We start from the raw sequence: 22,530 nt of genomic DNA, 5'->3' as shown, positions 1-22,530 counted from the left end.
ATAACGTAAATCTTTTCGAGGTGGGCAATGACTCAGGTAGAAACTGGGCAGACCAGCGGTCAGCTCGGCGAGTCGTCGTCGTATGGCCTGCATCGGGTACTCGAACCCGCTGGGGTGTTGCCCCAGCAGGCGACCCTGCTGAACGCGGCCCCGGAGCCGTGGCCGGACGAGATCATCGTCGATGTCGAACGCCTGAACCTCGATGCCGCCTCGTTCCGGCAGCTCCGCGAAGCCCATCCGGAACCAGCGAAGCTCCGCGCGGCGGTGCTGGAGATCATCCGCGGCAGCGGCAAGATGCATAATCCAGTGACCGGGTCCGGCGGGATGCTGATCGGGAAGGTACGCGCGCGCGGTCCAGAGGCCGAGCTGAATCTGCACGTGGGCGACCGGATCGCCACCCTCGTATCGCTTACCTGCACGCCACTGCGGGTAACCGACGAGCTCAGCGGATGGGACGGCAGCACCGAACAGATTCCGTGTAGCGGTACGGCAGTGCTGTTTCGTCGGTCGGTCGCGGCGAAACTCCCCACTGATCTGGCCGACCAGCTCGCCTTGTCCGTATTCGACGTGTGTGGCGCTCCCGCGCTTACCGACCGGGTCGTTCGGCAGTACGGCACGGGCGCGCGGGTCTGTGTGCTCGGTGGCGCGGGCAAATCCGGATCGCTGTCCCTGGCCGCGGCACGTGACGCCGGCGCGGACGCCGTACTGGCGCTCGTGCCGACCGAGGCAGAAGCGGCTGCGCTGCGACAAGCGGGGCTGGCCGACGCCGTGGCCATCGCGGACGCGCGCGACCCGGTTGCCACCTCAGAGGCGATCACAGCCACGCTGGGGCGATCCGCCGATATCACCGTGGTGTGCGTCGACGTACCCGGCTGCGAACACGGCGCGATCCTGGCGACCGCGGACGGCGGGACAGTGGTGTTCTTCTCCATGGCCACGTCCTTCACCGCCGCCGCGCTCGGCGCCGAGGCCCTCGCCGCCGATGTCCGCATGCTGGTAGGGAACGGCTACGCGCCGGGCCACGCGGATTTCGCACTGGACCTGGTACGCCGGCACGACGGGGTCCGCACGCTCTTCGAGCGGCGCGAAGGGCACACTCATCGCTCGTGAACACCACCGCGAAGACGACCCTGCTGCTCGGCGGGCGGATCTACACCGCACACGCCCCGGACGCGACCGCACTGGCTATCACCGGGGACACCATCGTCTGGCTCGGCCAGGACGCCCCGGCTCGTGCGCTGTATGCCGATGCCGACGAGGTCATCACCCTGAACGGAGCATTCGTCGCGCCGTCGTTCGTCGACGCGCACGTCCATGCCACCACGGCAGGCCTCGCCCTGCACGGCCTTGACCTGAGTCAGACGACCTCGCTCACGGAATGCCTGGACACCATCCGAAGGTACGCACAGTGCCACCCGGATGGCCTGGTCTGGGGACACGGCTGGCAGGAATCCGTCTGGCCGGAAGGTCGTGCACCCAGCCGCACCGAGCTCGATGCCGCGGTCGGTAACAGACCGGCGTATCTGTCCCGGATCGACGCGCACTCGGCGCTCGCCTCGACAGCGCTGCTCGACAGGGCGCCGGCCGCCCGTACCGCGGACGGCTGGTCGGATACCGAACCACTGCGCAAGCAGGCACACCATCACCTCCGCAGGGCCGCGCTCGACGCGCTGCCCTTGGCGCAACGCGACGCGGCGCAGCGCGCGTTCCTCCGGCACGCTGCCTCCGTCGGAGTGACGGCCGTCCACGAATGCGCCGGCCCGGATATCTCTGGCGCGGCGGACCTGCGCGCCCTGCTTGAGCTAGCCGCGCACGGGGGTGTGCCGGAGGTCGTCGGGTACTGGGGCGAGGCCGGCGGCCTCGAACAGGCGCGCCAGATCGGCGCCACCGGAGTGGCCGGTGATCTGTTCGTGGACGGCGCGCTCGGCTCGCGCACCGCCTTGCTCCGCGAGCCCTATACCGATGACCCCGGTAATCACGGCGCCCGCTATCTGGACGCCGAAACGATCGCCAACCACCTGATCGCCTGCACGCGGGCCGGCGTCCAGGCCGGCTTCCACGTGATCGGCGACGGCGCGGTTGCCGAGACGATCGCGGGCTTCGAACGCGCGGCCGCCGTCGTCGGCACACCCGCCCTGGCTTCACGGGGACACCGCCTCGAGCATGCCGAGATGGTCGACGCGCAGCAGGCTGCCGCACTCGCGTCCTGGGGTGTGATCGCCTCCGTGCAGCCGCTGTTCGACGAGGCCTGGGGCGGCACCGACCGGCTGTACGCACAGCGGCTGGGGCTGCCAAGGGGAACGCGGCTCAACCCCTTCGCCCAGCTCGCTTCCGCAGGCGTACCGCTCGCGTTCGGGTCGGACGCGCCGGTGACCCCGGCCGCCCCGTGGGCAACCGTGCGCGCGGCGGTCAACCACCGGACCAGCGGCGCCGGACTTTCGCCACGCGCGGCGTTTCTGGCGCACACCAGGGGCGGGTATCGAGCGGCGGGCCTGCGCGATCCACTCGTCGGCACCCTGCAGCCGGGCGCGCCGGCGAACCTCGCCATCTGGGATGCGGCCGAGCTCGTGGTGGCCGCACCGGATATGCGGACACAGCGCTGGTCGACCGATCCACGATCCGGCGTGCCCGGGCTGCCGCCACTCGGGCCCGAGGACGAACTACCGCGCTGCCTGCGCACGCTGTTGCGCGGCGAGACGATTTATCAGGAAGGGGCGTAGGCGCCGACGCCCGCGCCCCACGGCGAGCGAAGGGATAACCAGGTGACGAGCACACTCGGTTTGGACCCGGAGGTGACACGCAAGGCCCGCGAGCTGGCCGCCCGTGCCGCCGAACCGGTCATCGACCTGGCCACGGCACACACCACGGTCGCCGTCGAGCGGGCTAGCCTGCGGTTAGCCGGAATGGTCGGCGCGGACACCACGCACCGCGCCGGCGACGTGCCCTGGGTCAACCGGGTCGTGGACACCGTCCAGGAACACTGCGGCCTTGCGCAGGGCGTCCTCCTTCCGGTCAGTCACGCGATGCGAGAAGGCTCGTATACGGACCTGACGGAACTCGCTGAGGCCACGGCGGCTGGCCAGGTGCGGTACTCCATCCCGAGCGGCAACGCCCGCCGCGGCGCGGTGAGCCTCAGTCGCAAGCTCGTCCGCGCGGGGATCCGGCGGTTGGACCGCAATCGGGCCGAGCGAGACCGTATGATCCGCAAGATCGGTGATCCACCGCAACGGCCGTGGGTGTACCTCATCGTGGCCACCGGCGATATCGACGAGGACGTCGTACAGGCCACCAACGCCGCCCGCGCCGGCGCCGACATCATCGCCGTCATCCGATCCACCGGCCAGTCGCTACTGGACTACGTGCCGGAAGGCGCCACCCACCACGGTTTCGCGGGAACGTTCGCCACCCAGGAGAACTTCCGGATCATGCGCGCGGCGCTGGACGAGGTGTCCAAAGAGGTCGGCAGGTACATCCGGCTGACCAACTACGCGTCGGGCCTGTGTATGCCGGAAATGGCCGTACTCGCCGGGCTGGAGCGCCTCGACATGATGCTCAACGACTGCATGTACGGCATCCTGTTCCGCGATATCAACCCGATCCGGACCTTTGTCGACCAGCGGTTCTCCCGCCAGGTACACGCGCGCGCCGGCATTCTCATCAATACGGGTGAGGACAACTACCTCACCACCGCTGACGCGGTCGACGAGGCACACACGGTGACCGTCTCGCAGTTGCTCAACGAACGGTTCGCGCATGAAGCCGGGTTGCCGGACGAGCTACTCGGACTCGGGCACGCCTTCGAGATCAATCCAGCCATACCCGACTCGTTCCGCCTCGAACTGGCCCACGCGCTACTCGCCAGGGAGTTGTTCCCGGACGCCCCGCTGAAATGGATGCCGCCGACGAAACATATGACGGGCGACATCTTCCAGGGCTACCTGCTCGACGGGTTCTTCAACCTGGCGGGGGTACTTTCCGAGCAGTCGATCCTGCTGGTCGGCATGATGACCGAGGCGGTGGTGACCCCATGGCTGTCCGATCGTGACCTGGCGCTGACCAATGTGCACTACGTGCGCAATGCCGCCGGCAATCTGCGCGAGGATTTCCGGCCGGCACCCGATGGCTTCATTGCCAAACGGGCTCAGCAGGTCCTCGGCGAGGCGGTCGACCTGCTCGGGCGGATCACCGAAGATGGCCTGCTTGACGCGATCGGCAACGGCACTTTCGGGTTGATGAAACGCCCAGCCGATGGCGGTAAGGGAGCAGGGGGAGTCGTCGCTAAGGACGATGGCTATCACAACCCGGCGATCGACTTCTTCGAATCGGGGGCGGCGTAATGACGAACGAACAGGACGCGATCGGGGAGCGGCCCAACGAGCCGCGGCACGTTCGTCCCTACGGCGACACCACCGGCGACGGGATGGTGCAGACGTCGTTCACCTTGCCACTGTCCCATGGCCCGCGTGCCGAGGCAGCCGCACTCCAGCTGGCGAACAAGATGGGGATGGACCCAGCCATGGTGGTGCACGCCAAGGCGATGGGCGCGCAGTACACGTTCTTCGTGGTGTACGGCAAGGTGAGTCATATCGTCGATATGGACGCCGTGCGTGTGGTGGAACGGGAGTTCCCGCTACTCAGCCCCGCTGAGGTGAACAGTGCGGTGCGTAACCTACTGCGCCGCAAGCTCGTCGTGGTTGGCGGCTGCATCGGCACCGACGCGCATACCGTGGGCATCGACGCGATCCTGAACATCAAGGGATTCGCGGGCGACAAGGGCCTCGAGTACTACCGCGAGCTGCGGGTTATCAACCTTGGCGCCCAGGTATCCGTTCCGCAGTTGGTGAAACGCGCGCGAGTGGAGCGGGCCGACGCGGTCCTCGTATCCCAGGTCGTCACCCAACGCGACGCGCACCTGTTGAACACCAGAGAGATGTCCGCCGCCTTCGCCGAGGCCATGGGGCAACGTCGACCACTCCTTGTCGCGGGCGGCCCGCGATTCGATCCGCTAATGGCGGCCGACCTTGGCGTGGATCGGGTGTTCGCGAAAGGCACCACCCCCGGCGAGGTAGCCAGCTACCTGGTCCATGCGATATCCACGGACAGCGAGCAGTAACCAGCGAGAGGAGCCCACCGTGAGCTTGGTGGAAGGATTCGCCGTCACCCACAAACGGTATGTGCCATACGCACATGCACATTACGGCGGCAATCTGGTTGACGGTGCTTACGGGCTCGGCGTGTTTGGCGACGTCGCGACCGAGCTCAGCATCCGAACCGACGGTGACGAGGGCCTTTTCGCCGGCTACTCCTCGGTCGAGTTCCTCGCACCGATCCAGGCTGGCGATGTCCTCGAAGCAACCGCGACGCTCGTTCGAATCGGAAACCGCTCCCGCGAACTGCGGTTCGAGGCTCGCGTCGTGTGCCGGGCGGAGCCGGATCGCGGCAGCTCCGCCGCACGGGTACTCGCCGAACCACTGCTGGTCACCAGGGCAACCGGTACCGTCGTGGCGCCCTAGCCGCGACGGCGGTACACCGAGAGCACGACCTCCGCGGCGACCTCGACCGGCTCGGCCAGATCGGCGATCCGCCCTCGCATGGTGTCCTCAGGCAGATGCCTCGCCGTGGGCCCCATACCGACCAGCGCCGCGATCTCCGCATGCGTCAGCCGCATGGTGAACCGCAGCTGTTCCCGTCCGGCCGGATACAGCAGGGGAGTCAGCTCGGCATCCGCACGCCGTAGCTTGCCCTGTTCAACGGAGAGCAGTCCGAGCCGATCGACGAGTTCGGCGAGATGCGCCGAGGTCGGCGTGAGCACGAGCAGCGCCCCACCCACGGTGAGGACCCGATGGAACTCGCGCGGATTACGCGGGGCAAACACGTTCAACACGGCGGCCACCGAGCCGGACTGGACCGGCAAGCCCTGCCAGATATCAAAAACCGCACCGCCGATGCGTGGCGCGCCACTGGTCGCCGAGCGCACCGCGTTCTTGGCCGCGTCCCCAGCGAGTCCCACCGCGTCCGGATTCGCGTCCAGCACCGCGCGCAGGTAGTAGCCAGTACCACAGCCAGCATCGAGCACCAGACCATCGCCCAGCTCGGGCAGCTGTTCGACCAGCATCCGGGCCAGAGGAGCGTAATGGCCGGATGCCAGGAAGGTCTGCCTGGCGCGCACCATCTCCATGCCGTCCGAGCTACCCGGCGCACCCTTACCAGTCAGCAGGTTCACGTAACCCTGCTTGGCGATATCGAACGCGTGACCATGAGTACACCTGACAGCGCCAGACTCCGCCGCGAGCGACTCGGCGCACAGCGGACAGCGCAGCGCAGCACGCACCCGCACGGGAAGCGCTGATCCAGCGGCGGTGGTCATCGCTCCATCGTAGAAGCACGCCGAGCTGGTGCCTCCGCTATATCCTTGAACAGCGCTCGCGACACGGCCGTGGACACCACACAGCCAGCTAGCAGACCCACGCCTAGGCTGTCCGCCGTGCCCACAGCCGATACCAGCGCGCCGCTCAGCACCCGGTCCGGCACACGAACCAGATTCCGGCTGTCCACGGCAGTGCTCATCCGCAGCGCTATCGCGCTTGTCAGCGGAGCAGTGCTCTACCTTGCGTTCCCCCCACGCACCCTGTGGTGGTTGGCGCCCATCGCCTTCCTCGGATTATGCGCGGTCATCTGGGGCAGAAAGGCTCGTGCTGGGTTCGGGTATGGGCTGGTGTTCGCTAGCGTCTGGCAGCTACTACTGCTGAAATGGCTCGATGATTTTCTGTCCGTGCGGTTCGGGATCGGACCGTGGCTGGCGCTGAGCCTGATCTGTGCGCTGCTGATCGCCGTGGCGGTCGCCGCCATGGCGGCCGTGAGCAAACTGCCGCTCGCGCCGTTGTGGATGGCGATGATCTTCGTGGCTGGCGAAGCACTGCGCGCCCGATTCCCGCTGAACGGGTTCCCGTGGAGTGAACTCGCCTACAGCCAAGCCGACGGCGTACTGCTGCCACTTGTCTCGATCGGTGGCACCGCCCTACTTGGCTTTACCGTCGTGCTCCTCGGCGCGGCCGCGGCGGCGCTCGTGTGGCGAGGTCGCCCGCGCCCCGGTATCCGACCACGCCGCTCGGACATACCTGCCGGCATCATGCTCATCACCCCGCTGCTCGCGGGCGGGCTGCTCCTGCCAAGCCTGAACGCCGGAGCCACCGACGGTGGCCTACGCGTCGCCGTGGTCCAGGGCAACGCCCCGAACGTGGGCATTGACCTGCTAGCTGAGGGCGACACCATCTGGGCCAATCACCAAGCCGGCTTGGAACGGCTGCTGCGCGACATCCGCACCGGCGCACAACCGCAGCCGGATCTGGTGCTCCTTCCTGAGAGCAGTGCTCGCCTCCACCCTGGTGGCAACACAGCGGCACAGCTGGCGGATTACGCCGATCGACTCGGCGCCCCATTGCTGAGTGGCGCATTGGCCTACGGCGCGGACGGCAGCGTGCGCAATACCGTGGTGGCCGTCGAGCCCGGTGCTGGCCAAGTCGCGAGCTACGCCAAACAGGAGCTCGTGCCGTTCTCCGAGTACATCCCGTTCCGGAACATCGCCGGCTGGTTCACCCCGTTTCTGGACCGCGACACCGATATGACACCCGGCACCGAACCTGGCCTGGTACGCACCGCGGGCACCGAACTCGGCCTCGCCATCTGCTACGAGATCGCCTACGACGCGATACCAGCCGAGGCGGTCGAGGCGGGTGCGAAACTGCTGCTGGTACCTACGAACAACGCGTGGTTCGGCGATACCGAAATGAGCTACCAGCAGCTCGCCATGTCGCGGGTACGCGCCGTCGAACACGACCGAGCGGTGATCAACGCGGCGACGAGCGGGGTCAGCGCCTTTGTTCGACCGGACGGTTCGGTGGCCAGCCAGACTGAGTTGTACACCGCTACGACACTGGCGGCCGACGTGCCGCTGCGCTCGCAAGTTACGCTTTCCGATCGGTTGGGGAAAGCACCGGAGCTGGCTCTCACCGGTGGCGGCCTGCTCGCGCTCGGCGGCGTTCTTGGAGGCTGGCTACGCACCCGTTGGCATGCGCGGCGCACGTCGGATCAGCATGATCGCGGGCAGGACGATGAATCGAACACCGGCACGCGTTCGGCGCGCCGGCGAGGAGGGCAGGAATGACAGACCAGCCGAGGGACCGTAGTGAGGTCGACCCGGTGCTGGTGGTAATCCCGACGTACAACGAGCGGGACAACATCGGCGTGGCCCTCGAGCGGCTGCACACCGCCCTACCGGATGCACATGTGCTGGTCGTCGACGACGGCAGCCCGGACGGCACCGGCGAGTTCGTGGACAAGCTCGCCGCGAAGGACCAACGAATTCATATCCTGCACCGCACGGAAAAGGCCGGACTCGGCGCGGCGTATATCGCCGGCTTCCGGTGGGGCCTTGAGCGGGACTACGCGACGATCGTGGAGATGGACGCGGACGGCTCGCACGCGCCGGAAGACCTGCCCAGGCTGCTGGACGCGTTGACCGACGCCGACCTGGTGATCGGTTCTCGTTATGTCCCTGGCGGCAAAGTGGTGAACTGGCCGCGCCGCCGTGAGCTACTTTCCGTTGGCGCGAACATCTTCGCCAAGATCATGCTCGGCGTCGAGATCAACGACGTGACCGCCGGTTTTCGCGCCTATCGCCGCACGGTGTTGGAAACGCTCGCATTGGACGAGGTCACCTCGCACGGCTACTGCTTCCAGATCGACCTTGCCTGGCGAACGGTCCGCGCGGACTTCGAGGTCGTCGAGGTGCCCATTACCTTCACCGAACGCGAGACGGGGGAGTCGAAGATGGACCTCGCGGTCGTCCGGGAGGCATTGCTGAAGCTCACCGGCTGGGGTCTACGGCATCGGTTCGGCCAGCTCAAACGCCTGTACTGGCACTGACGCAGCTGGCGATCACGCACGAACCAGAAAAGACAGAACCCACGACCGCGCACACCGCCGTCGTGGGTTCTGTCCTCGTGATCGTGCTAGGCGGAGCGGCTGCGCCGTCCCTTCAGCTCTTCGAGACGTTCCGTGAGCAGGTCTTCCAGCTCGGGAATCGACCGACGCTCCAGGAGCATGTCCCAGTGCGTCCTCGGCGGTTTGCCCTTCTTCTCCTCTTGCTGGCTACCGTCGATGATCTTGGACTCGCTGCCGTGTAGGCGGCACTCCCACACCGAAGGGATCTCGGCGTCATCCGAGAACGGCACTTCGAAGTCGTGGTCCTTTGGGCACGCGTACCGGACGGTGCGACGGGGCGCCAAGTCATGGTTTCGGTCGGTCTCGTAGCTGACCGCCCCGAGTCGGCTTCCACGGAGAACACGGTCGGCCATGGTGCTTCCTTTCCATCGGCTCAAGCTGAGCCCGGGTGATGCTCACGGTATGCAACGCGCGACGGTACCGCAGGATTCCCGGTACCGGCCGCAGTTGCATACCGTGACATGATTCACCGCTCAACTACAAATTTCTGCGGGTGAGTTCTTCTGTTGGACGCGACTGCCTTTCCCTGGAGAGAGACTGTGACGGGTCGAATATGACGCCGCCTTTCGGGGGAACTTTGTGATTTACGCCCGCTCGGGGGACTGCTGGTAGCCGGCTGGCCAACCAGGCTCGGGGCGCCGCTACTTGCACCGTATCTCCACTTGGCAAGTCTCGTTGCGGTTACGCTAGGCGCAATTGGCCGTGGGGTGCCGTCGCACCGAGATCACCTTGGCGGTAATGCCGGCGGCACAACACCTGGTAGCGCACGTTCTGCGGCTCCTCGGCGGCGGGCTCGGTCCCCGCTTGCTTGGCGCCACCGGGGGTTGACTGTCCTGGTTCCGTGTCCGCGACGAGCACCGTATCGCCGGCGCGGAGCACCCGCTCATGCTGCACCCGTGCGTTGAACCGGCCAGCTGCGCCACACCAGCACAGCACGTCGACCTGGACCGGCTGGAGTTCATCGGCCAGTTCGAACAGCCGCTGGGAACCAGGAAACAGCCGACTCCGGAAATCCGTGGCGATCCCAAAGCAGTACACGTCCAGCTGGACGTCGTCGGCGAGCTCAGCCAGCTGCTCGACCTGTTCGGTCGACAGGAACTGGGCTTCGTCGACGATCAGATAGTCCAGCCGGTGACCGGCGGCCCACTGTGCTCGGACCAGCTCCCGGATATCGGTGTCCGCGCCCACCTCATAGGCCTGGCGGGTGATCCCGATCCGGCTCGAGATCCGCGGCTGCCCTGATCGGTCATGCCGGACCAGCAGCAGTCCGCGTCGCCCCTGCCTGGCGTGATTGTGGTCGATCTGCAGCGCGAGAGTGGATTTTCCACAGTCCATCGGGCCGTAGCAGTAGCGGAGCCGACCCGTGGATGGTGCCCGGTTCTGCGCGGTATGCCCAGGCACCGGGGACAATGCGTCGGTTGGATCGCTGGCTACCGCCGAATCTGGCAGGTTCTGCTCGGGTAGGCCCTGCTCGGCCGGCACGTTCTGCTCGGACACAGTCACGACGCAGACCCTATGCGACAGCGGCTACCGGGCCCGCCAATGACGCACTCGAAGGACGCACCGTCAGAGCACACGTGGTTCAGGATTACCCGCTGCCTTGATGGCCTTACGTACCGGGATAAAGGTCAGCAGTACGAACCCGACGATGAAGAACACGGCCAGTGCGATGATCGCGTACCGGAACGAGCCGGTCGCCTGGCCAATCCCGGCGAACAGCAGCGGCCCCAACCACGAGGTGCCCTTCTCGCTGATCTGGTAAAGCGAGAAGTACTGCGCCTCTTTGCCTGCCGGAATCATCTGGCTGTAGAGCGAACGTGACAGCGCATTTGTCCCACCGAGTACCAGGCCAATCCCGACCGCGACGAGATAGAACTGCAACTGCTGGCCAGCCTCGATGAAATAGGCAAAGATCAACACTCCAATCCAGGCCAGCAGGCTGCCCAGGATGGTGCGTTTGGCGCCGAAGTACCGCGCGACGAAACTGTGCAACATCGCGCCGCCATAGGCGACGAACTGGATGACAAGGATTGTGACGATCAGCACTTCGTTGTCGAACCGGAGCTCCTCGCTCCCGTACTGCGCCGAAACGTTGGCCACCGTGGAGATACCGTCGGTATAGATGAGGTAGGCGCCCAGGAAGGCGAGGGTGAGCGGAAAGCCACGAGCCTGTTTCACGGTGCTGGCAAGCTCACGAAACCCAGCGGACACGACAGAGGGGCCACGCTCGGTACCGGTGGCCGGTTGGTGCTGGCGGAGCCGACGCATCGGAATGACGGTGAACACCGCCCACCACAGGCCGGAGGTGAAGAAACAGATCCGGACGGCGAGTTCTTCGGTCATCCCGAAGGCGTCGTAATTCAGATAGAAGGCGAGCTGCAGGGCAAGAGCGACGCCGCCGCCGAGATAACCGATGGCCCATCCACGAGCCGATACCCGGTCGCGCTCGTCCGGTCCGGCAATTTCCGGCAGGAACGCGTAGTAGAGCACGATCGACGAGCCCCAACATATCTCTGCCACGATAAAGAGGGCCGCGCCGAGCTGCCAGTTCGTCCCGGAGGCGAACACCATGAACATCACCGCGGTGGCGCCAACGAAGGCGAAGAACGCGAGCATGCCCTTCTTGTGTTGGGTGCGGTCCGCGATGGCTCCCAACACCGGCACGATGACGACCTGGACCACGGTGGCCACGGACAGCAAATACCCCCACAACGATCCTGCGGGGAAGTGCAGGCCGAACACCCCGATATCGCAGTTCTGTAGGGCGTTCTCGATACCCCGGTCATCCGTGCAGGGCGTTGGGCCATTACGGACCGTGTCCGCGCTGGCGTCGGCTTTCGCTACTGCGGTGAGGTACAGCGCTCCAAAAACCGTGGTGACCGAAGTGTTGAAGGTTTGATTCGCCCAGTCGTACCAATACCAGCCGCGCTGTTCCTTACGGCGGGCTGCCGGATCACGCGCGGGCGTCGGCGCGGCGGCCTCGGTCATGGGTGACGCCAGCTGATCATCATGGCTCCTCAGCATGCGAGCAGATGGTGGGGAAGTGTTCGGTGCGCTGGCGGCGACTGTACTGGGCTCGAACGAGCCGTTGGCAGCGAACCCGGTAGACGTGTCTACCGGCAGCATTGAACACCCCCACGAAAACCCTCACCCGAATGGCGGCGTGTCGGAGACTGTTCTACTCGGTGTTGCATGTGATACTGGTGGGTTCTGTGTGACTCTTGTGGTTTCTGAGTCTGTTGCTTACTGTTCGGGCATGACCAAGAGGCAGCCAGGCCGCGTACTGCGGACGATCACCCGCATTGCGCTCATCGCGTTGGTAGCCGGGGGCGCGCAACTGACCCTCAGCGGCGTCGCCGCGGCGGACCCGCCTTCCAGCTCCTGGGAAGCGGTCCGGATGTGTGAGTCGAGCGGCAACTACTCGATCAACACGGGGAACGGTTACTACGGCGCTTACCAGTTCGACCTGCCGACTTGGCAGAGCGTCGGCGGTACCGGATACCCGAGCGAGGCGAGCCCCGCCGAGCAGGACTATCGGGCGCTGTACCTGTACCGGATGCGCGGCTGGCAGCCGTGGGAATGCGCGGGCATGCTCGGCCTGGCCGACGATGGCGATGGTCGGTCCAAAGTGGTGCCAAGCTACGACGACTCGGCATACATCGGTGGCTCGGGCTCGCCCGCGCCGAAGCCAAAACCAGAGCCGGCACCCAAACCACAGCCGAAGCCCGACGAGGACTCCGGCGCGATGCCGGAATGGCCCGGTCTGGTCTACGCCTACGGAGACTGTTCACCCGAGCTCCGCAAGTTCCAGCTCAAGATGAACGATTACGGGTATGACTTCGAGGGCACCGGTTGCTACTACGACGAGACCAAGGAAGCCGTGCTCGACGTTCAGCGCGCGAACGACATCAGGGATTCTGGCCGACTGGGGCCGAAAACGTGGAAAGCCGGCTGGGAAGGCGAGGCGCCACGGTAGCGAGGGCCGCTCGTGGCCTGTGGGCGTCTAACCCTGCTGAACCCACAGGCCACGAGCTTCCAAGATATCTCGCAGCAGATCCGGCCGATCGGTGACCAGACCGTCTACCCCGAGATCAAGCAGCTCGTTCATCTTGGGTTCTTCGTTGATCGTCCACACGTGAACCTCAAGATCGCGCCGATGCGCGGACCGCAGGAGAGCACGGTCCACTACCCGCAGCCATCCATATTCCGGTGGGATCTGCGCGAAACGTCCATGCACCGGCAGTCCAGGAATCCGAAAGGGCAGCCAGCTCGCCGCCCACAGCAGGCCAACTGATCGAGGGCCCATCGACGTCAGCAACTGCGGCCCAGCGCGCTCACGCGCTCGCCGCAGCCGACTCTCGTCGAACGATGCCAAGCAAACTCTGGAAAGCGCGCCGGTACGCCGGAGTACCGCAAGGGTCGGGTCCAGCGCGCTCTCCGCCTTCACATCGATGTTGATCAATGCATGGGGGAGAGCCTCGAGCAAGTCCTCCAGCCGGGAGATCGATTCCCGGCCGCCGATCTTCGCGCGGCGAACGGCCGACCACGGCTGGTCGGCAATGGGACCCACGCCATCGGTTGTTCGATCCAACTCGCTGTCATGCTGGACGACCACAACGCCATCCGCGGTCGCGTGCACATCCGTTTCGAGATACAGATAGCCTTCCGCCGCCGCACGCTGAAAGGCGGCGAGCGAGTTTTCCATGCCGTCGAGGTCGCCGAGATGCCACCCCCGGTGCGCGAAAGCGCGGGGGCGAGGTCCTGTCAGATACGCCGATCTGCTAGTCACTAGTCAAGTGTGCCTCGCCGGCGTGGCTTCTGGGTGGCTCGTTGCCGGCGAGTTAGCGTCTCCGGTATGGGAACGCCCACACCGGAGTCCACGTCGCCGCGACGATCCCGCGCTCAACAGCACTGTGGTTGGTGCGGTCGTCATCTGTCCACTGCGGACGGCAAGGTTGGCAGGCGGCGTCGGTACTGCGGCCAAGCGTGCCGGCAGCGTGCGTACGAACGACGCAGCCAGGTGCAGCGCGGCGGACTGCCGGATGATGCGGTCGTACTGTCCGATGCGGAACTGGCCGATTTGCAAGATCGACTGTTTCAGGTGCGCTGTTCCGCCGAAGACATGGTGACCGCCGTGGATGACGGCGCCAGCACGGTCGAACTTCGCCAGCTCGCGGGCGAACTCGCTCGAGCGGCCCAAGATCTCGAACGCATCCGCTGAGTTTCACATCCGGTTACACCGCCCAGAAACGTCACGGTGACGTTTTGGTGGGGTAGTCCGGGCTCGGGCCCGAGCTCGACGTGAGAACGGCGGTAGTGGCGGCATCGGCTGGCAGGAACGTCTCGAGATGTAACCCTTCCAGGGTGCTGTCGGTGGCGGTCTCCAGTCGCGCCGCGACGCTGAAGAAGCTGAGCGGGCCACGGTCACTCTCCAGCTCAAGAGCAAGCACGGGGCCGGGGCTGGGCGAGGGTCTGTCCGTGAGGTCGACAAACGTGCTGATCTCGGCGGCAAGGTCGAGCAAGGCGGGATCTCGACTGCGCTCGGCGCGATGGAGGACTTGGCGACGAAGGTGGCCGGCCCATGTGGCGAGGTTACGAATCCGGGGCGCGAGGCCGCCTGGATGGACACTGAGCCGAACCGCGTTGACCGGAGGCTCCAGGAGCGCTGGCTGACACCCGGCGAGGAGCACGTCGACTGCGGCATTGGTGTCGACGACATCCCAGCGCTCATCGAGCAGCAATGCCGGATAGGGAAGGTGCGCGTCGAGAAGGCGGCGGAGCCCAGCCATCACCGGGGCCAGCGTGTCGTCGTCAATGGTGCGGGCGCTGTAGCGCGGGGCGAACCCGCCGGCCAACAGCAGCTGGTTCCGGTCACCGAGCGGGACATCGAGGTGTTCGGCCAGTCGCAGGATCATCTCCGCGGTCGGCCTACTCCGACCGGTCTCAAGGCAGCTCAGGTGGCGCGCGCTGACCTCGGCGCGGTGGGACAGTTCGAGTTGGCTGAGCCGGCGTTGTGCACGCCAGCTGCGTAGCAGTCCACCGACGGCGGGGTAGGCGGTCGCGTCGATGACCGTGCCGGTGCTGGTCATGGGACGATCTTAGGCCCGATTCGCGTGCGTCACGATGACCTCCGAGGTCATGGCGTAACGGCGGGCTCGCGGCGAACGTGGTACTCCGAGCTGGGCGCAACGCCTGGCCGGTAGGAAGGAAGCAGCGTGAGCAGCCGCATGAACTCTGGCACCGAGACGCTGGTGGTCGACCGCGCCGACGGCAGCACGGCACAACTCATCGTCCATCGAGCCACCGAACTCGCCGCGCCCACGGTCCTGGTAATTCCCGCGATGGGGGTACAGGCGCGCTGGTACGACCGCCTGTTGGCCGAGCTGAACGACGCTGGCTACCACGCCGCGGTCACGGAACTGCGTGGACACGAGGCCGAGGGCGCACACAGACCAGGATGGCGAACCGACTGGGGTTACCTCGACCTGGCCCACGACCTCGACGCGGCGGTGACCGTGCTCGGCGAGCATCAGCTGCCTGCGCCATACCTGCTCGGGCACAGCCTGGGCGCACACCTGGCCCTCGTGTGCGCCGCCCGCAGACCGGCCGCGGTATCCGGCCTGGCCGCGGTGGCGGCAGGGTCGGTGTACTGGCGCCTGTGGTCTTTGCGGCACCTGGCGCTCACTCAGAGCGTGGCGCTGTTGGCCGCGCTCATGGGACATCTGCCCGGGGGCCGGATCGGGTTCGGCGGCGACGAGGCGCGCACCCAAATGCGCGACTGGGCCAGGTTCGCACGTACCGGCCGGCTTGAACTCGGCCGGCCACGCCATGACTTCACCGCGGAACTCGCTGCGGTGGACCTGCCGCTGCTCGCGGTCTCACTCGCCGGCGACAGGCTCGCGCCACCCAGAAGCGTGGATGGACTTGCCGCGCTGCTTCCGCGAGCACCGTTGACCCGAATCCACCTCGGCCGGACCGATGACGCCCGCGAGACTGACCACCTGCGATGGGCCCGTCAACCGGCGCGCGTGGTCGCCACACTGACCGACTGGCTCGGCGAGGCGCGCCGCAACGAAACCAGGTACCGCTAGCGCTCTCACATCTCGCGGGTTAGCGCCGATAAGCTACATTATGTTAAGTAGTTGATCTGGTGCCACTTCCCCCGATACCCGACATTGGACACTCAACGTCTGGTCTCGTACCTGGTCAGGACCACGCCGCAGTCGGGAAACGTTCGGGTCTCCACCAGGTCCAGGTTCACCCAGTTGTCCAGAGTCGCGAAGAACGGCGTTCCAGTGCCGACCAGGACTGGCGCGGTGAGCAGCAGGTACTCGTCGATCAGCCCCGCCCGCATGGCCGCCGCGGCCAATGTGGCACCACCGATGTCCATCGGGCCGGCATTGGCTGCCTTCTCGGCCTTGAGCCGGGTGATCTCGTCGACCGCGTCACTGCTGACCAGCCGCGTGTTCCAGTCGACCGCGCTGGTCGTCGCCGAAAACACCACTTTCGGCATGTCTCGCCAGCGGCGGGCGTACTCGATCTCCGCGGGTGTGACACCAGGCTGCTGGTCGGCTGTCGGCCAATGCGAGTTCATCGCCTCCCACAGCCTGCGCCCGTACAACGCCAGACCCGTCGCAGCCACCCGGTCCGACCACCACTGGAACAGCTCATCACTCGGCACGCTCCAGCCAAGCTCGTCGCCGGGAGCGGCGATGTAGCCGTCCAGGCTCACATTCATGGCGAACGTCAGTTTCCGCACGGCGGCAACCTCCGTGAGTCGGTACCGTCCCGTTGACCAGGTACTGGGCGTATAGACCAGCACCACCCGAGAAAATCATCGCCTCAGGACTCGTTACGCGCGAAAACAACGGCTCCCGGGACGTCCTCCCCTGGCCCGATGACCAGTTCTGCCTCGATCGTGAACCCTGCGGCGCGCAGCCAGTCAACGACCTGACTGGGCCGACGATGGTGACTGTCGACGTTGATCGGGCGGCCGGTATAGCCCTCGGAGGTATGCCGTGTCTCGTCACCGACGTGGAAGCCGACCAGTAGCGAACCCTGTGCGCGCAACACCCGGCGGAACTCGTCGAGCACACCGGGAATGGCCGCGTCGGGCACGTGAATGAGGGACCAGAACGCCACTACGCCCGCGATGGAGTCATCCGCGAGGTCGAGGGCGGTCATCGTGCCGACCTCGAAACGTAGCTGTGGATGGTCGCGGCGAGCGATGGCGATCATCTCGGGGGCCAGATCGATGCCGAACGCGTCCACGCCAACCTCGTTGAGGTGCGCGGTGACGTAGCCCGGCCCGCAGCCGATGTCCGCGACTGCCCCACCGCCGGCTTGGTGCACCGCTTCGGCGAACGCCGCGAGGCTCGCGCGGAGGTACGGCATCCTGTCGAGTAACCCGCGTACCTTCTCGGCGTACCCGGAAGCGTCGATGTCATACGACATGCGGGTGTCGGATAGCCAGTTGTCAGTCATCGGCGGCATGCAACCTCGATCCTGACGAGCCCGAGTCTTGTCGCGGCTGAATTCCCGACCAGGAATCGACGTCGCCTTGCCCGTCTGCGTTGTTCCCGGTGCCGACGACCGTGCCATCAGCACGCAGCCCGAGGGTGTGTGTGGAACCCGCCGCTACCCCAACGATGTCCCGCCAGCCGGTGACCTCGCACTGCCCGTGGCTGTTGTCGCCGGTCGCGAGAACCCGGCCGAACGCCGTAGCGGCGACGGTGTGATAACTGCCCGCTGCCAGCGTCACCACGTCTGTCCACTCGTCGACGTCGCAGGCCCCAGTCCGGCGATTTCCGGTCGCCAGGACACGGCCGTCTGCGCGGAGACCGGCGGTGTGGAGGTACCCGGCCGCCACCGCGATGAGGTCGCGCCAGTCGTCCACGGCACACTGCCGTCGACGATTGTTACCCACGGCCAACGCCGAACCGTCCGCCCGCACTCCTACCGAATGCCAATCGCCACAGGACATCGCCACGGTCTCACGCCAGGATCGCACTTCGCACTGCCCTTCCGTGGCGCGGCCGGCTGCCAGCACGGTGCCGTTCGCCAATAGCCCGAGCGTGCTTCGCCAACCGGCGGCCACCGCCGTGACGTCCAGCCATGTGGTGACATCGCATTGGCCGTCGCCGTTCCACCCAGTTGCCAGTACGGTCCCGTCCGAGCGAAGTCCGACCGTATGGGATTTTCCGGTGTTGCTGGCGGTGTGCACATTGCCGGCGGCCACCGCGACGATGTCGTCCCATTGGGCAACTTGGCACTCGCCGGCGGCGCCATTTCCCACGGCCACCACGGTCCCGTCCGAGCGCCGACCAACCGAGTGTCGTCTACCCGCTGCCAGCGCCGACCCATTCTGCGACATCCGGCCTCCTCGGTGCGTCACCGACCGCGCGTGTGGGTGTACCGGTGGGACAGTATTCACCATGTCGTTGGCAGGTCTACCGTATTGGTTACCCGCGTGGTGTCTGGACCATCTCGGGAGCCGGCCATCGGCCGTACTGTTCCACCACAAATCGATGTCCACGGTGCTGGGTATTCGGTTGACCGACGCTCGGGATGTCGTGGTCAAGGCCCGCCCAGACGAGAACCGGGCGGTGTCGTGTGTGCTGGCGCAGGCACGGTTGGCGGACCAGGGACTCCCCTGTGCCCAACCACTGACTCCGGTCCACGGTGTCGGCCCTCTCGCCGTACACGCCGAGGAGTACCGCGCCGGAGGCACGCTACTACGCGGCGACTCGCCCGCCGTGGCAGCGCGCTACGCAGCGGTATTCGCCCAGCTCATGGCTGGGCTGGCGAAACTCACGCTCGCGCCACCCTTGCCGAATCCGCGCTGGGTGCGCTGGGACCACACGGAGCCAGGGCTGTGGCCGGCGATCGAGTCGCTCGACAAAAAGGATCAGAAGCGAGTACCGAGCTACGTCACCTCCGCCGCTCATGGGTCACGGGAGCGCATGCTTGCCCTAGCCGCGAATCTGCCCCGGGTGCTTGGCCACGCGGATTTCGAGGCACACAACCTTCGCTGGGATCAGGACCGCGTGCGCGTAGTGCACGACTGGGACAGCTTGGCGTGGCAGCCGGAGGCCGCGCTCGTGGGAGCCGCGAGTGCGGTATTCCCCAAGATGGGTCCGGCTACCCTGCCACCGATCGAAAGCACCGAGGCGTTCCTGGCCACCTACCAGGAGGCGCGTGGCCGCTGGTTCACCGCCGACGAGTGGCAGCTGGCCTGGGCAGCGAGTGTATGGCCAGCGGCGCACGACCTCCGGTGGGAAGCGCTCCACGGCTACCCCGCCACCACGGCTAAGGACTTCCGAGCACAGGTGGCTGAACGGCTTCGCCGCGCGGAACCGGCTTGACTCTCCCGCAGCGTCAATGTCTAACGTTGCGCTCATGACGATCACCGTGCTGGACACGTACACCGATATGACACGGATTCTGCGGGCGACGCCAGCCCAACGACCCGAACTGCTGCGCGCGATGCTCGAATCGGTACGTGGCTTGTACCGTTATTTCCCCGGCGAGGTCGATCTGGTAGAGCAACATCAGCAGGCCGCCGGTTTCCCGATCGACCGCGACGAGCAGCAGTGCCTCGATGCGCTGGAGACGCTTGCCCACGCCGATGCCTGGAACCGGATGCAGCGGGCGCTGGACGACGCCCTAGCGGTACAGCTTGCTGCTACACCGGACCTGCACGCCCCGGATATCACCGTGCTGTTCGTACTTGGCGACCCCTCGGACAGTCACTTCATGGATGTCGCGTTGGGAATGACCGGTATGGGTGGCATCTCCGGCTACATCGTGATCACGCTCTGGCCGTCCCCGGAGAACCTCGCGCGGCTCGAGGCGACCGTGGTGCACGAGTTGAACCACAACCTGCGCTACAGCCCTGGCGGCATCGTATGGGACCCGACGACCGTGACCGTGGGCGAACAAGTCGTGTCCGAAGGGCTGGCCGATGCGTTCGCTCGGCACCGCTACGGCGATGAGCTCGGCTATGCGCGGATCGGTGTACCGCATTTGGCGAACGATCAGGTGTTCGCCAAGGTCGTGTCCGGTTTGGACGTGACGGGGATGCAGAATTTCGCGGCGTGGGTCCACGGTGACGTGATCGCGGAACGTTTTGGCGCGACCCCGGTTGGTCTGCCGACCGGAGCTGGCTACGCCGTTGGTAACCGGCTTGTCGACGCCTATCTGGAGGCCACCGGTCAGCAGGCGCCGCAGGTCCTGCACACGCCAAGTTCCGAGATCATCGCCACTGCCTTGCGTGCACTCGGCTAGCTGACGGTCTCCGCTGCCGGTAACTGTCCGATCAGCACGGTCGCGTCCAGGTCGGCCGCGGACACCGTCCGCGGCCGAAGTCCCGCCGCGTGCATTGCTTGGGCGGTCCCCGCTGCCTGTGCGCGGCTGGTCTCCACCAACACGTGACCCGGACTCGCGAGCCAGTCCGGCGCGTCGGCAATGATCCGCCGTTGGACCTCAAGGCCGTCGGTCCCGCCGTCGAGTGCGTCACGCGGCTCGTAGTGGCGCGCCTCCGGCGGCATCGTCTCGATCGCGGAGGAAGGCACGTAGGGCGCGTTGGCAACGATCAGATCGACGTTGCCGCGCAACGTTGCCGGCAGTGGCGCGAACAGATCGCCGAGATAGCAATGGGCATCGGCAGGGATATTGCGCCGCGCGCAATGCACGGCGGCTGGATGGTTGTCGGCTACATGTAGCTCGACACCGGCCGGTTGTCTCCCTGCTTCAGCGATGCCGCGGTGCACCATGGCGCCGACAGCGCCGCTACCGCAGCACAGCTCGACCACGACCAGCACCGAGCTTGGCGCGCTGGTCGCGATGCCCACCGCTTCGCGTACGAGTAGCTCGGTCCGCCTGCGTGGCACGAACACGTCCGGTTCGACAATGATCCGGGTGCCGCAGAACTCTGCCCAGCCGAGCACCTGCTCTAGCGGAGTTCCCGATTCGCGGCGCGCGATCATGCTGGCCAGTTCCCGCGAATCGGTCGCGGTTTCGGTCAGCAAGCGGGCTTCGTCCTCGGCGAACACGCAGCCGGCGGCCCGCAGTCTGGCGACGATCGACTCCTGGGTGAACTCGGCAGCGGTCACCTCTCCCCTTTCGCGACGTCGGTTTGCCCAGCCTAGCCAGCCGCGGCCGCTTCGTCCCGTGGTGTACTGCCGGCGTCGCATCGGGCAGTCTGGGACGGTGGCCGAACCGTCCATAACCGACACGTCGGAGTCCGGGCCAACCGGCGAGTACCTACACCGCTGCCCGCACCCCGCCCGGCCAATTACGTGCTGCGTTATTCCGGGTACCGTGAGTTGTCGCTACGGCCACTGTGTCGTCGTGAAGCCCCCACTGGTTCGTGCACGCTCATTCTCGGGTTCGGCGGTCCTCTTCGACTGTATGGTCCGGCTGGCCCGTCCGTGCCACATGCCTTTTTCGTGGACATGCACGACGCCGCGGTGTTCGACCAAGTTCACCGGTGCGCAGGCCGGCATTCAGGTCGATCTCACCCCGCTTGGCGCGTTTATCCTGCTGGCCCGGCCGATGTCGGAACTGACCAACCGGCTTCCGTCGCTGCCCGAGCTGGATATCCCGGCGTTGGCCGCGCTACCCGAGCGGCTGGCGGAGGAAGCTACCTGGGCAAACCGCTTCGCCCTCGTCGATGCGGTGCTGTGCCGGCTCTTTCGCGATCCGTTGCTGCAACCGGACCCGGCAGTGGACTGGGCTTGGCTACAGTTGACCCGGACCGCGGGTGGTATGCCCGTAGCCGCACTGGCCAGCGAGATCGGATGGAGCCGCCGGCACCTACTGACTAAGTTTCACGAACAGCTCGGTCTGCCGCCCAAGACGCTGGCGCGGGTGCTGCGATTCCGTCGAACCGTGGCACTGCTCGCCCCGGGCGGGAGTCCACAGGTTGGCGATGGTGCGGGCAACCTCGCCGAGATTGCCGCGCGATGCGGCTACGCCGATCACAGCCATCTGGTCCGGGAGTTTCACGCGCTGGCCGGATGTCCGCCGACCGAGTACCTGAACGAGCTGCGTGCGGCCCTGAGCTAGTTGAGGTGGGCTAACCGAGTTCTCATTTGTTCAAGCCAGCGGCGGCCGCCCGCCGTAATGTCCGTGGGCATGAGCATTTATCCGACGCTTCGCTATACCGATGCCACGGCGGCACTCGCGTTTCTGCGCGGCGCTTTTGGTATGACCGAGCAGCATGTCAGCACCACCGAAGACGGCACGGTCGGGCACGCGGAACTGTCCTGGGGCGATGGCATCGTCATGGTGGGTACCCGAACGAATCCGCCAGACCAGTTCGACACTGGACGGGCGGTTCTCTACCTGCCTGTCGACGATGTGGACGCCCATCACGAGCGCGCGCTCGCGGCGGGCGCCGAGATCCATGCCGGTCTCACTGATCAACCGTACGGTTCGCGGGAGTACGCGGCGCTCGACCCCGAGGGCAACAACATCTGGTGTTTCGGCACCTACCGGCCTTCGCTCGACTAACGGCTCGACCCA

General features: G+C 66.3%; 24 protein-coding genes. 14 read left to right on the top strand and 10 right to left on the bottom strand.

All coding sequences use genetic code 11. From position 1 onward, the window contains the following. The first annotated feature begins 27 nt into the window (after positions 1-27). The 5 genes from kdd to kal are packed head-to-tail and all read left to right on the top strand — an operon-like array spanning position 28 to position 5,513. Positions 28-1,110, top strand: a complete 1,083-nt coding sequence (gene kdd, locus EV191_RS17640; RefSeq protein ID WP_132878183.1) for an L-erythro-3,5-diaminohexanoate dehydrogenase — start codon at positions 28-30, stop codon at positions 1,108-1,110. Continuing rightward, positions 1,107-2,720, top strand: coding sequence for an amidohydrolase (locus EV191_RS17635; protein ID WP_132878182.1), 1,614 nt, complete (start codon positions 1,107-1,109; stop codon positions 2,718-2,720). The genes kdd and EV191_RS17635 overlap by 4 nt, the downstream gene beginning before the upstream one ends. A gap of 42 nt (positions 2,721-2,762) precedes the next feature. Further along, positions 2,763-4,337 carry a lysine 5,6-aminomutase subunit alpha gene (kamD, locus tag EV191_RS17630; RefSeq protein WP_132878181.1) on the top strand — a complete coding sequence of 525 codons (1,575 nt, stop codon included), beginning with the start codon at positions 2,763-2,765 and terminating at the stop codon, positions 4,335-4,337. Further along, entirely contained in the window at positions 4,337-5,113 is a 777-nt protein-coding gene (kamE, locus tag EV191_RS17625; RefSeq protein ID WP_207894561.1) for a lysine 5,6-aminomutase subunit beta, read from the top strand. The genes kamD and kamE overlap by 1 nt, the downstream gene beginning before the upstream one ends. A gap of 19 nt (positions 5,114-5,132) precedes the next feature. Then, positions 5,133-5,513, top strand: coding sequence for a 3-aminobutyryl-CoA ammonia lyase (gene kal / locus EV191_RS17620; RefSeq protein WP_243659025.1), 381 nt, complete (start codon positions 5,133-5,135; stop codon positions 5,511-5,513). On the opposite strand, the gene EV191_RS17615 is transcribed toward kal, so the two are convergent. Continuing rightward, complete coding sequence (locus EV191_RS17615; protein ID WP_243659024.1) at positions 5,510-6,367, bottom strand: putative RNA methyltransferase; 858 nt, start codon at positions 6,365-6,367, stop codon at positions 5,510-5,512. The genes kal and EV191_RS17615 overlap by 4 nt on opposite strands. Positions 6,368-6,484: 117 nt before the next feature. Between EV191_RS17615 and lnt the strand changes: the two genes are divergently transcribed. Further along, entirely contained in the window at positions 6,485-8,164 is a 1,680-nt protein-coding gene (gene lnt / locus EV191_RS17610; RefSeq protein WP_132878179.1) for an apolipoprotein N-acyltransferase, read from the top strand. Then, positions 8,161-8,925 (top strand): polyprenol monophosphomannose synthase, encoded by a 765-nt coding sequence (locus tag EV191_RS17605; RefSeq protein ID WP_132878178.1) that lies wholly within the window; start codon positions 8,161-8,163, stop codon positions 8,923-8,925. The genes lnt and EV191_RS17605 overlap by 4 nt, the downstream gene beginning before the upstream one ends. Before the next feature lie 86 nt (positions 8,926-9,011). Here EV191_RS17605 and EV191_RS17600 read toward each other — a convergent pair whose 3' ends face one another. The 3 genes from EV191_RS17600 to EV191_RS17590 all read right to left on the bottom strand — a co-directional run bounded on the left by EV191_RS17600 (position 9,012) and on the right by EV191_RS17590 (position 11,991). Next, the gene (locus EV191_RS17600) at positions 9,012-9,356 is read right to left on the bottom strand and encodes an RNA polymerase-binding protein RbpA (protein WP_132878177.1); all 345 of its coding nucleotides are present in this window, start codon (positions 9,354-9,356) and stop codon (positions 9,012-9,014) included. Between the two features lie 328 nt (positions 9,357-9,684). Beyond that, positions 9,685-10,506: a thymidine kinase gene (locus EV191_RS17595; RefSeq protein WP_424565477.1), complete on the bottom strand. Its 822-nt coding sequence runs from the start codon at positions 10,504-10,506 to the stop codon at positions 9,685-9,687. A gap of 63 nt (positions 10,507-10,569) precedes the next feature. Continuing rightward, positions 10,570-11,991 (bottom strand): MFS transporter, encoded by a 1,422-nt coding sequence (locus tag EV191_RS17590; RefSeq protein ID WP_132878227.1) that lies wholly within the window; start codon positions 11,989-11,991, stop codon positions 10,570-10,572. A gap of 268 nt (positions 11,992-12,259) precedes the next feature. Here EV191_RS17590 and EV191_RS17585 point away from each other — a divergent pair, with 268 nt between their 5' ends. Next, complete coding sequence (locus tag EV191_RS17585; RefSeq protein ID WP_132878176.1) at positions 12,260-12,979, top strand: transglycosylase family protein; 720 nt, start codon at positions 12,260-12,262, stop codon at positions 12,977-12,979. 27 nt (positions 12,980-13,006) lie between these two features. Here the strand turns inward: EV191_RS17585 and EV191_RS17580 are convergent, their stop codons facing one another. Continuing rightward, positions 13,007-13,792 (bottom strand): glycerophosphodiester phosphodiesterase family protein, encoded by a 786-nt coding sequence (locus EV191_RS17580; protein ID WP_132878175.1) that lies wholly within the window; start codon positions 13,790-13,792, stop codon positions 13,007-13,009. A 66-nt stretch (positions 13,793-13,858) separates the two neighbouring features. Between EV191_RS17580 and EV191_RS17575 the strand changes: the two genes are divergently transcribed. Next, positions 13,859-14,224, top strand: coding sequence for a hypothetical protein (locus EV191_RS17575; RefSeq protein ID WP_132878174.1), 366 nt, complete (start codon positions 13,859-13,861; stop codon positions 14,222-14,224). Positions 14,225-14,255: 31 nt separating this feature from the next. Here the strand turns inward: EV191_RS17575 and EV191_RS17570 are convergent, their stop codons facing one another. Beyond that, positions 14,256-15,092, bottom strand: a complete 837-nt coding sequence (locus EV191_RS17570; protein WP_132878173.1) for a helix-turn-helix domain-containing protein — start codon at positions 15,090-15,092, stop codon at positions 14,256-14,258. 126 nt (positions 15,093-15,218) lie between these two features. On the opposite strand from EV191_RS17570, the gene EV191_RS17565 reads away from it, so the two are divergent. After that, positions 15,219-16,094 carry an alpha/beta fold hydrolase gene (locus tag EV191_RS17565; protein WP_132878172.1) on the top strand — a complete coding sequence of 292 codons (876 nt, stop codon included), beginning with the start codon at positions 15,219-15,221 and terminating at the stop codon, positions 16,092-16,094. Positions 16,095-16,186: 92 nt separating this feature from the next. Here EV191_RS17565 and EV191_RS17560 read toward each other — a convergent pair whose 3' ends face one another. The 3 genes from EV191_RS17560 to EV191_RS17550 all read right to left on the bottom strand — a co-directional run bounded on the left by EV191_RS17560 (position 16,187) and on the right by EV191_RS17550 (position 18,376). Then, positions 16,187-16,762: a dihydrofolate reductase family protein gene (locus EV191_RS17560; RefSeq protein WP_132878171.1), complete on the bottom strand. Its 576-nt coding sequence runs from the start codon at positions 16,760-16,762 to the stop codon at positions 16,187-16,189. Between the two features lie 83 nt (positions 16,763-16,845). Further along, positions 16,846-17,487, bottom strand: coding sequence for a class I SAM-dependent methyltransferase (locus tag EV191_RS17555; RefSeq protein WP_132878170.1), 642 nt, complete (start codon positions 17,485-17,487; stop codon positions 16,846-16,848). Further along, the gene (locus tag EV191_RS17550; protein ID WP_132878169.1) at positions 17,480-18,376 is read right to left on the bottom strand and encodes an RCC1 domain-containing protein; all 897 of its coding nucleotides are present in this window, start codon (positions 18,374-18,376) and stop codon (positions 17,480-17,482) included. The genes EV191_RS17555 and EV191_RS17550 overlap by 8 nt, the downstream gene beginning before the upstream one ends. Before the next feature lie 61 nt (positions 18,377-18,437). Here EV191_RS17550 and EV191_RS17545 point away from each other — a divergent pair, with 61 nt between their 5' ends. Next, positions 18,438-19,367, top strand: a complete 930-nt coding sequence (locus EV191_RS17545; RefSeq protein ID WP_132878168.1) for a phosphotransferase — start codon at positions 18,438-18,440, stop codon at positions 19,365-19,367. 34 nt (positions 19,368-19,401) lie between these two features. After that, positions 19,402-20,289 carry a DUF2268 domain-containing putative Zn-dependent protease gene (locus EV191_RS17540; RefSeq protein WP_132878167.1) on the top strand — a complete coding sequence of 296 codons (888 nt, stop codon included), beginning with the start codon at positions 19,402-19,404 and terminating at the stop codon, positions 20,287-20,289. Here the strand turns inward: EV191_RS17540 and EV191_RS17535 are convergent. Beyond that, entirely contained in the window at positions 20,286-21,116 is an 831-nt protein-coding gene (locus EV191_RS17535; RefSeq protein ID WP_243659023.1) for a putative protein N(5)-glutamine methyltransferase, read from the bottom strand. The genes EV191_RS17540 and EV191_RS17535 overlap by 4 nt on opposite strands. A 442-nt stretch (positions 21,117-21,558) precedes the next feature. On the opposite strand from EV191_RS17535, the gene EV191_RS30115 reads away from it, so the two are divergent. Both EV191_RS30115 and EV191_RS17525 read left to right on the top strand, forming a co-directional pair. Continuing rightward, positions 21,559-22,071 carry a helix-turn-helix domain-containing protein gene (locus EV191_RS30115; RefSeq protein ID WP_165912990.1) on the top strand — a complete coding sequence of 171 codons (513 nt, stop codon included), beginning with the start codon at positions 21,559-21,561 and terminating at the stop codon, positions 22,069-22,071. Positions 22,072-22,140: 69 nt separating this feature from the next. Next, a complete protein-coding gene (locus EV191_RS17525) occupies positions 22,141-22,518 on the top strand; it encodes a VOC family protein (protein WP_132878164.1) in 378 nt (125 codons plus the stop codon). The last annotated feature ends 12 nt before the right edge of the window (positions 22,519-22,530 follow it).

The sequence above is a fragment of the Tamaricihabitans halophyticus genome (assembly GCF_004340875.1).
GTDB lineage: Bacteria > Actinomycetota > Actinomycetes > Mycobacteriales > Pseudonocardiaceae > Tamaricihabitans > Tamaricihabitans halophyticus.
The sequence above is the reverse complement of the archived record's forward strand: the minus strand, read 5'-3'. Positions and strand labels throughout refer to the sequence as shown.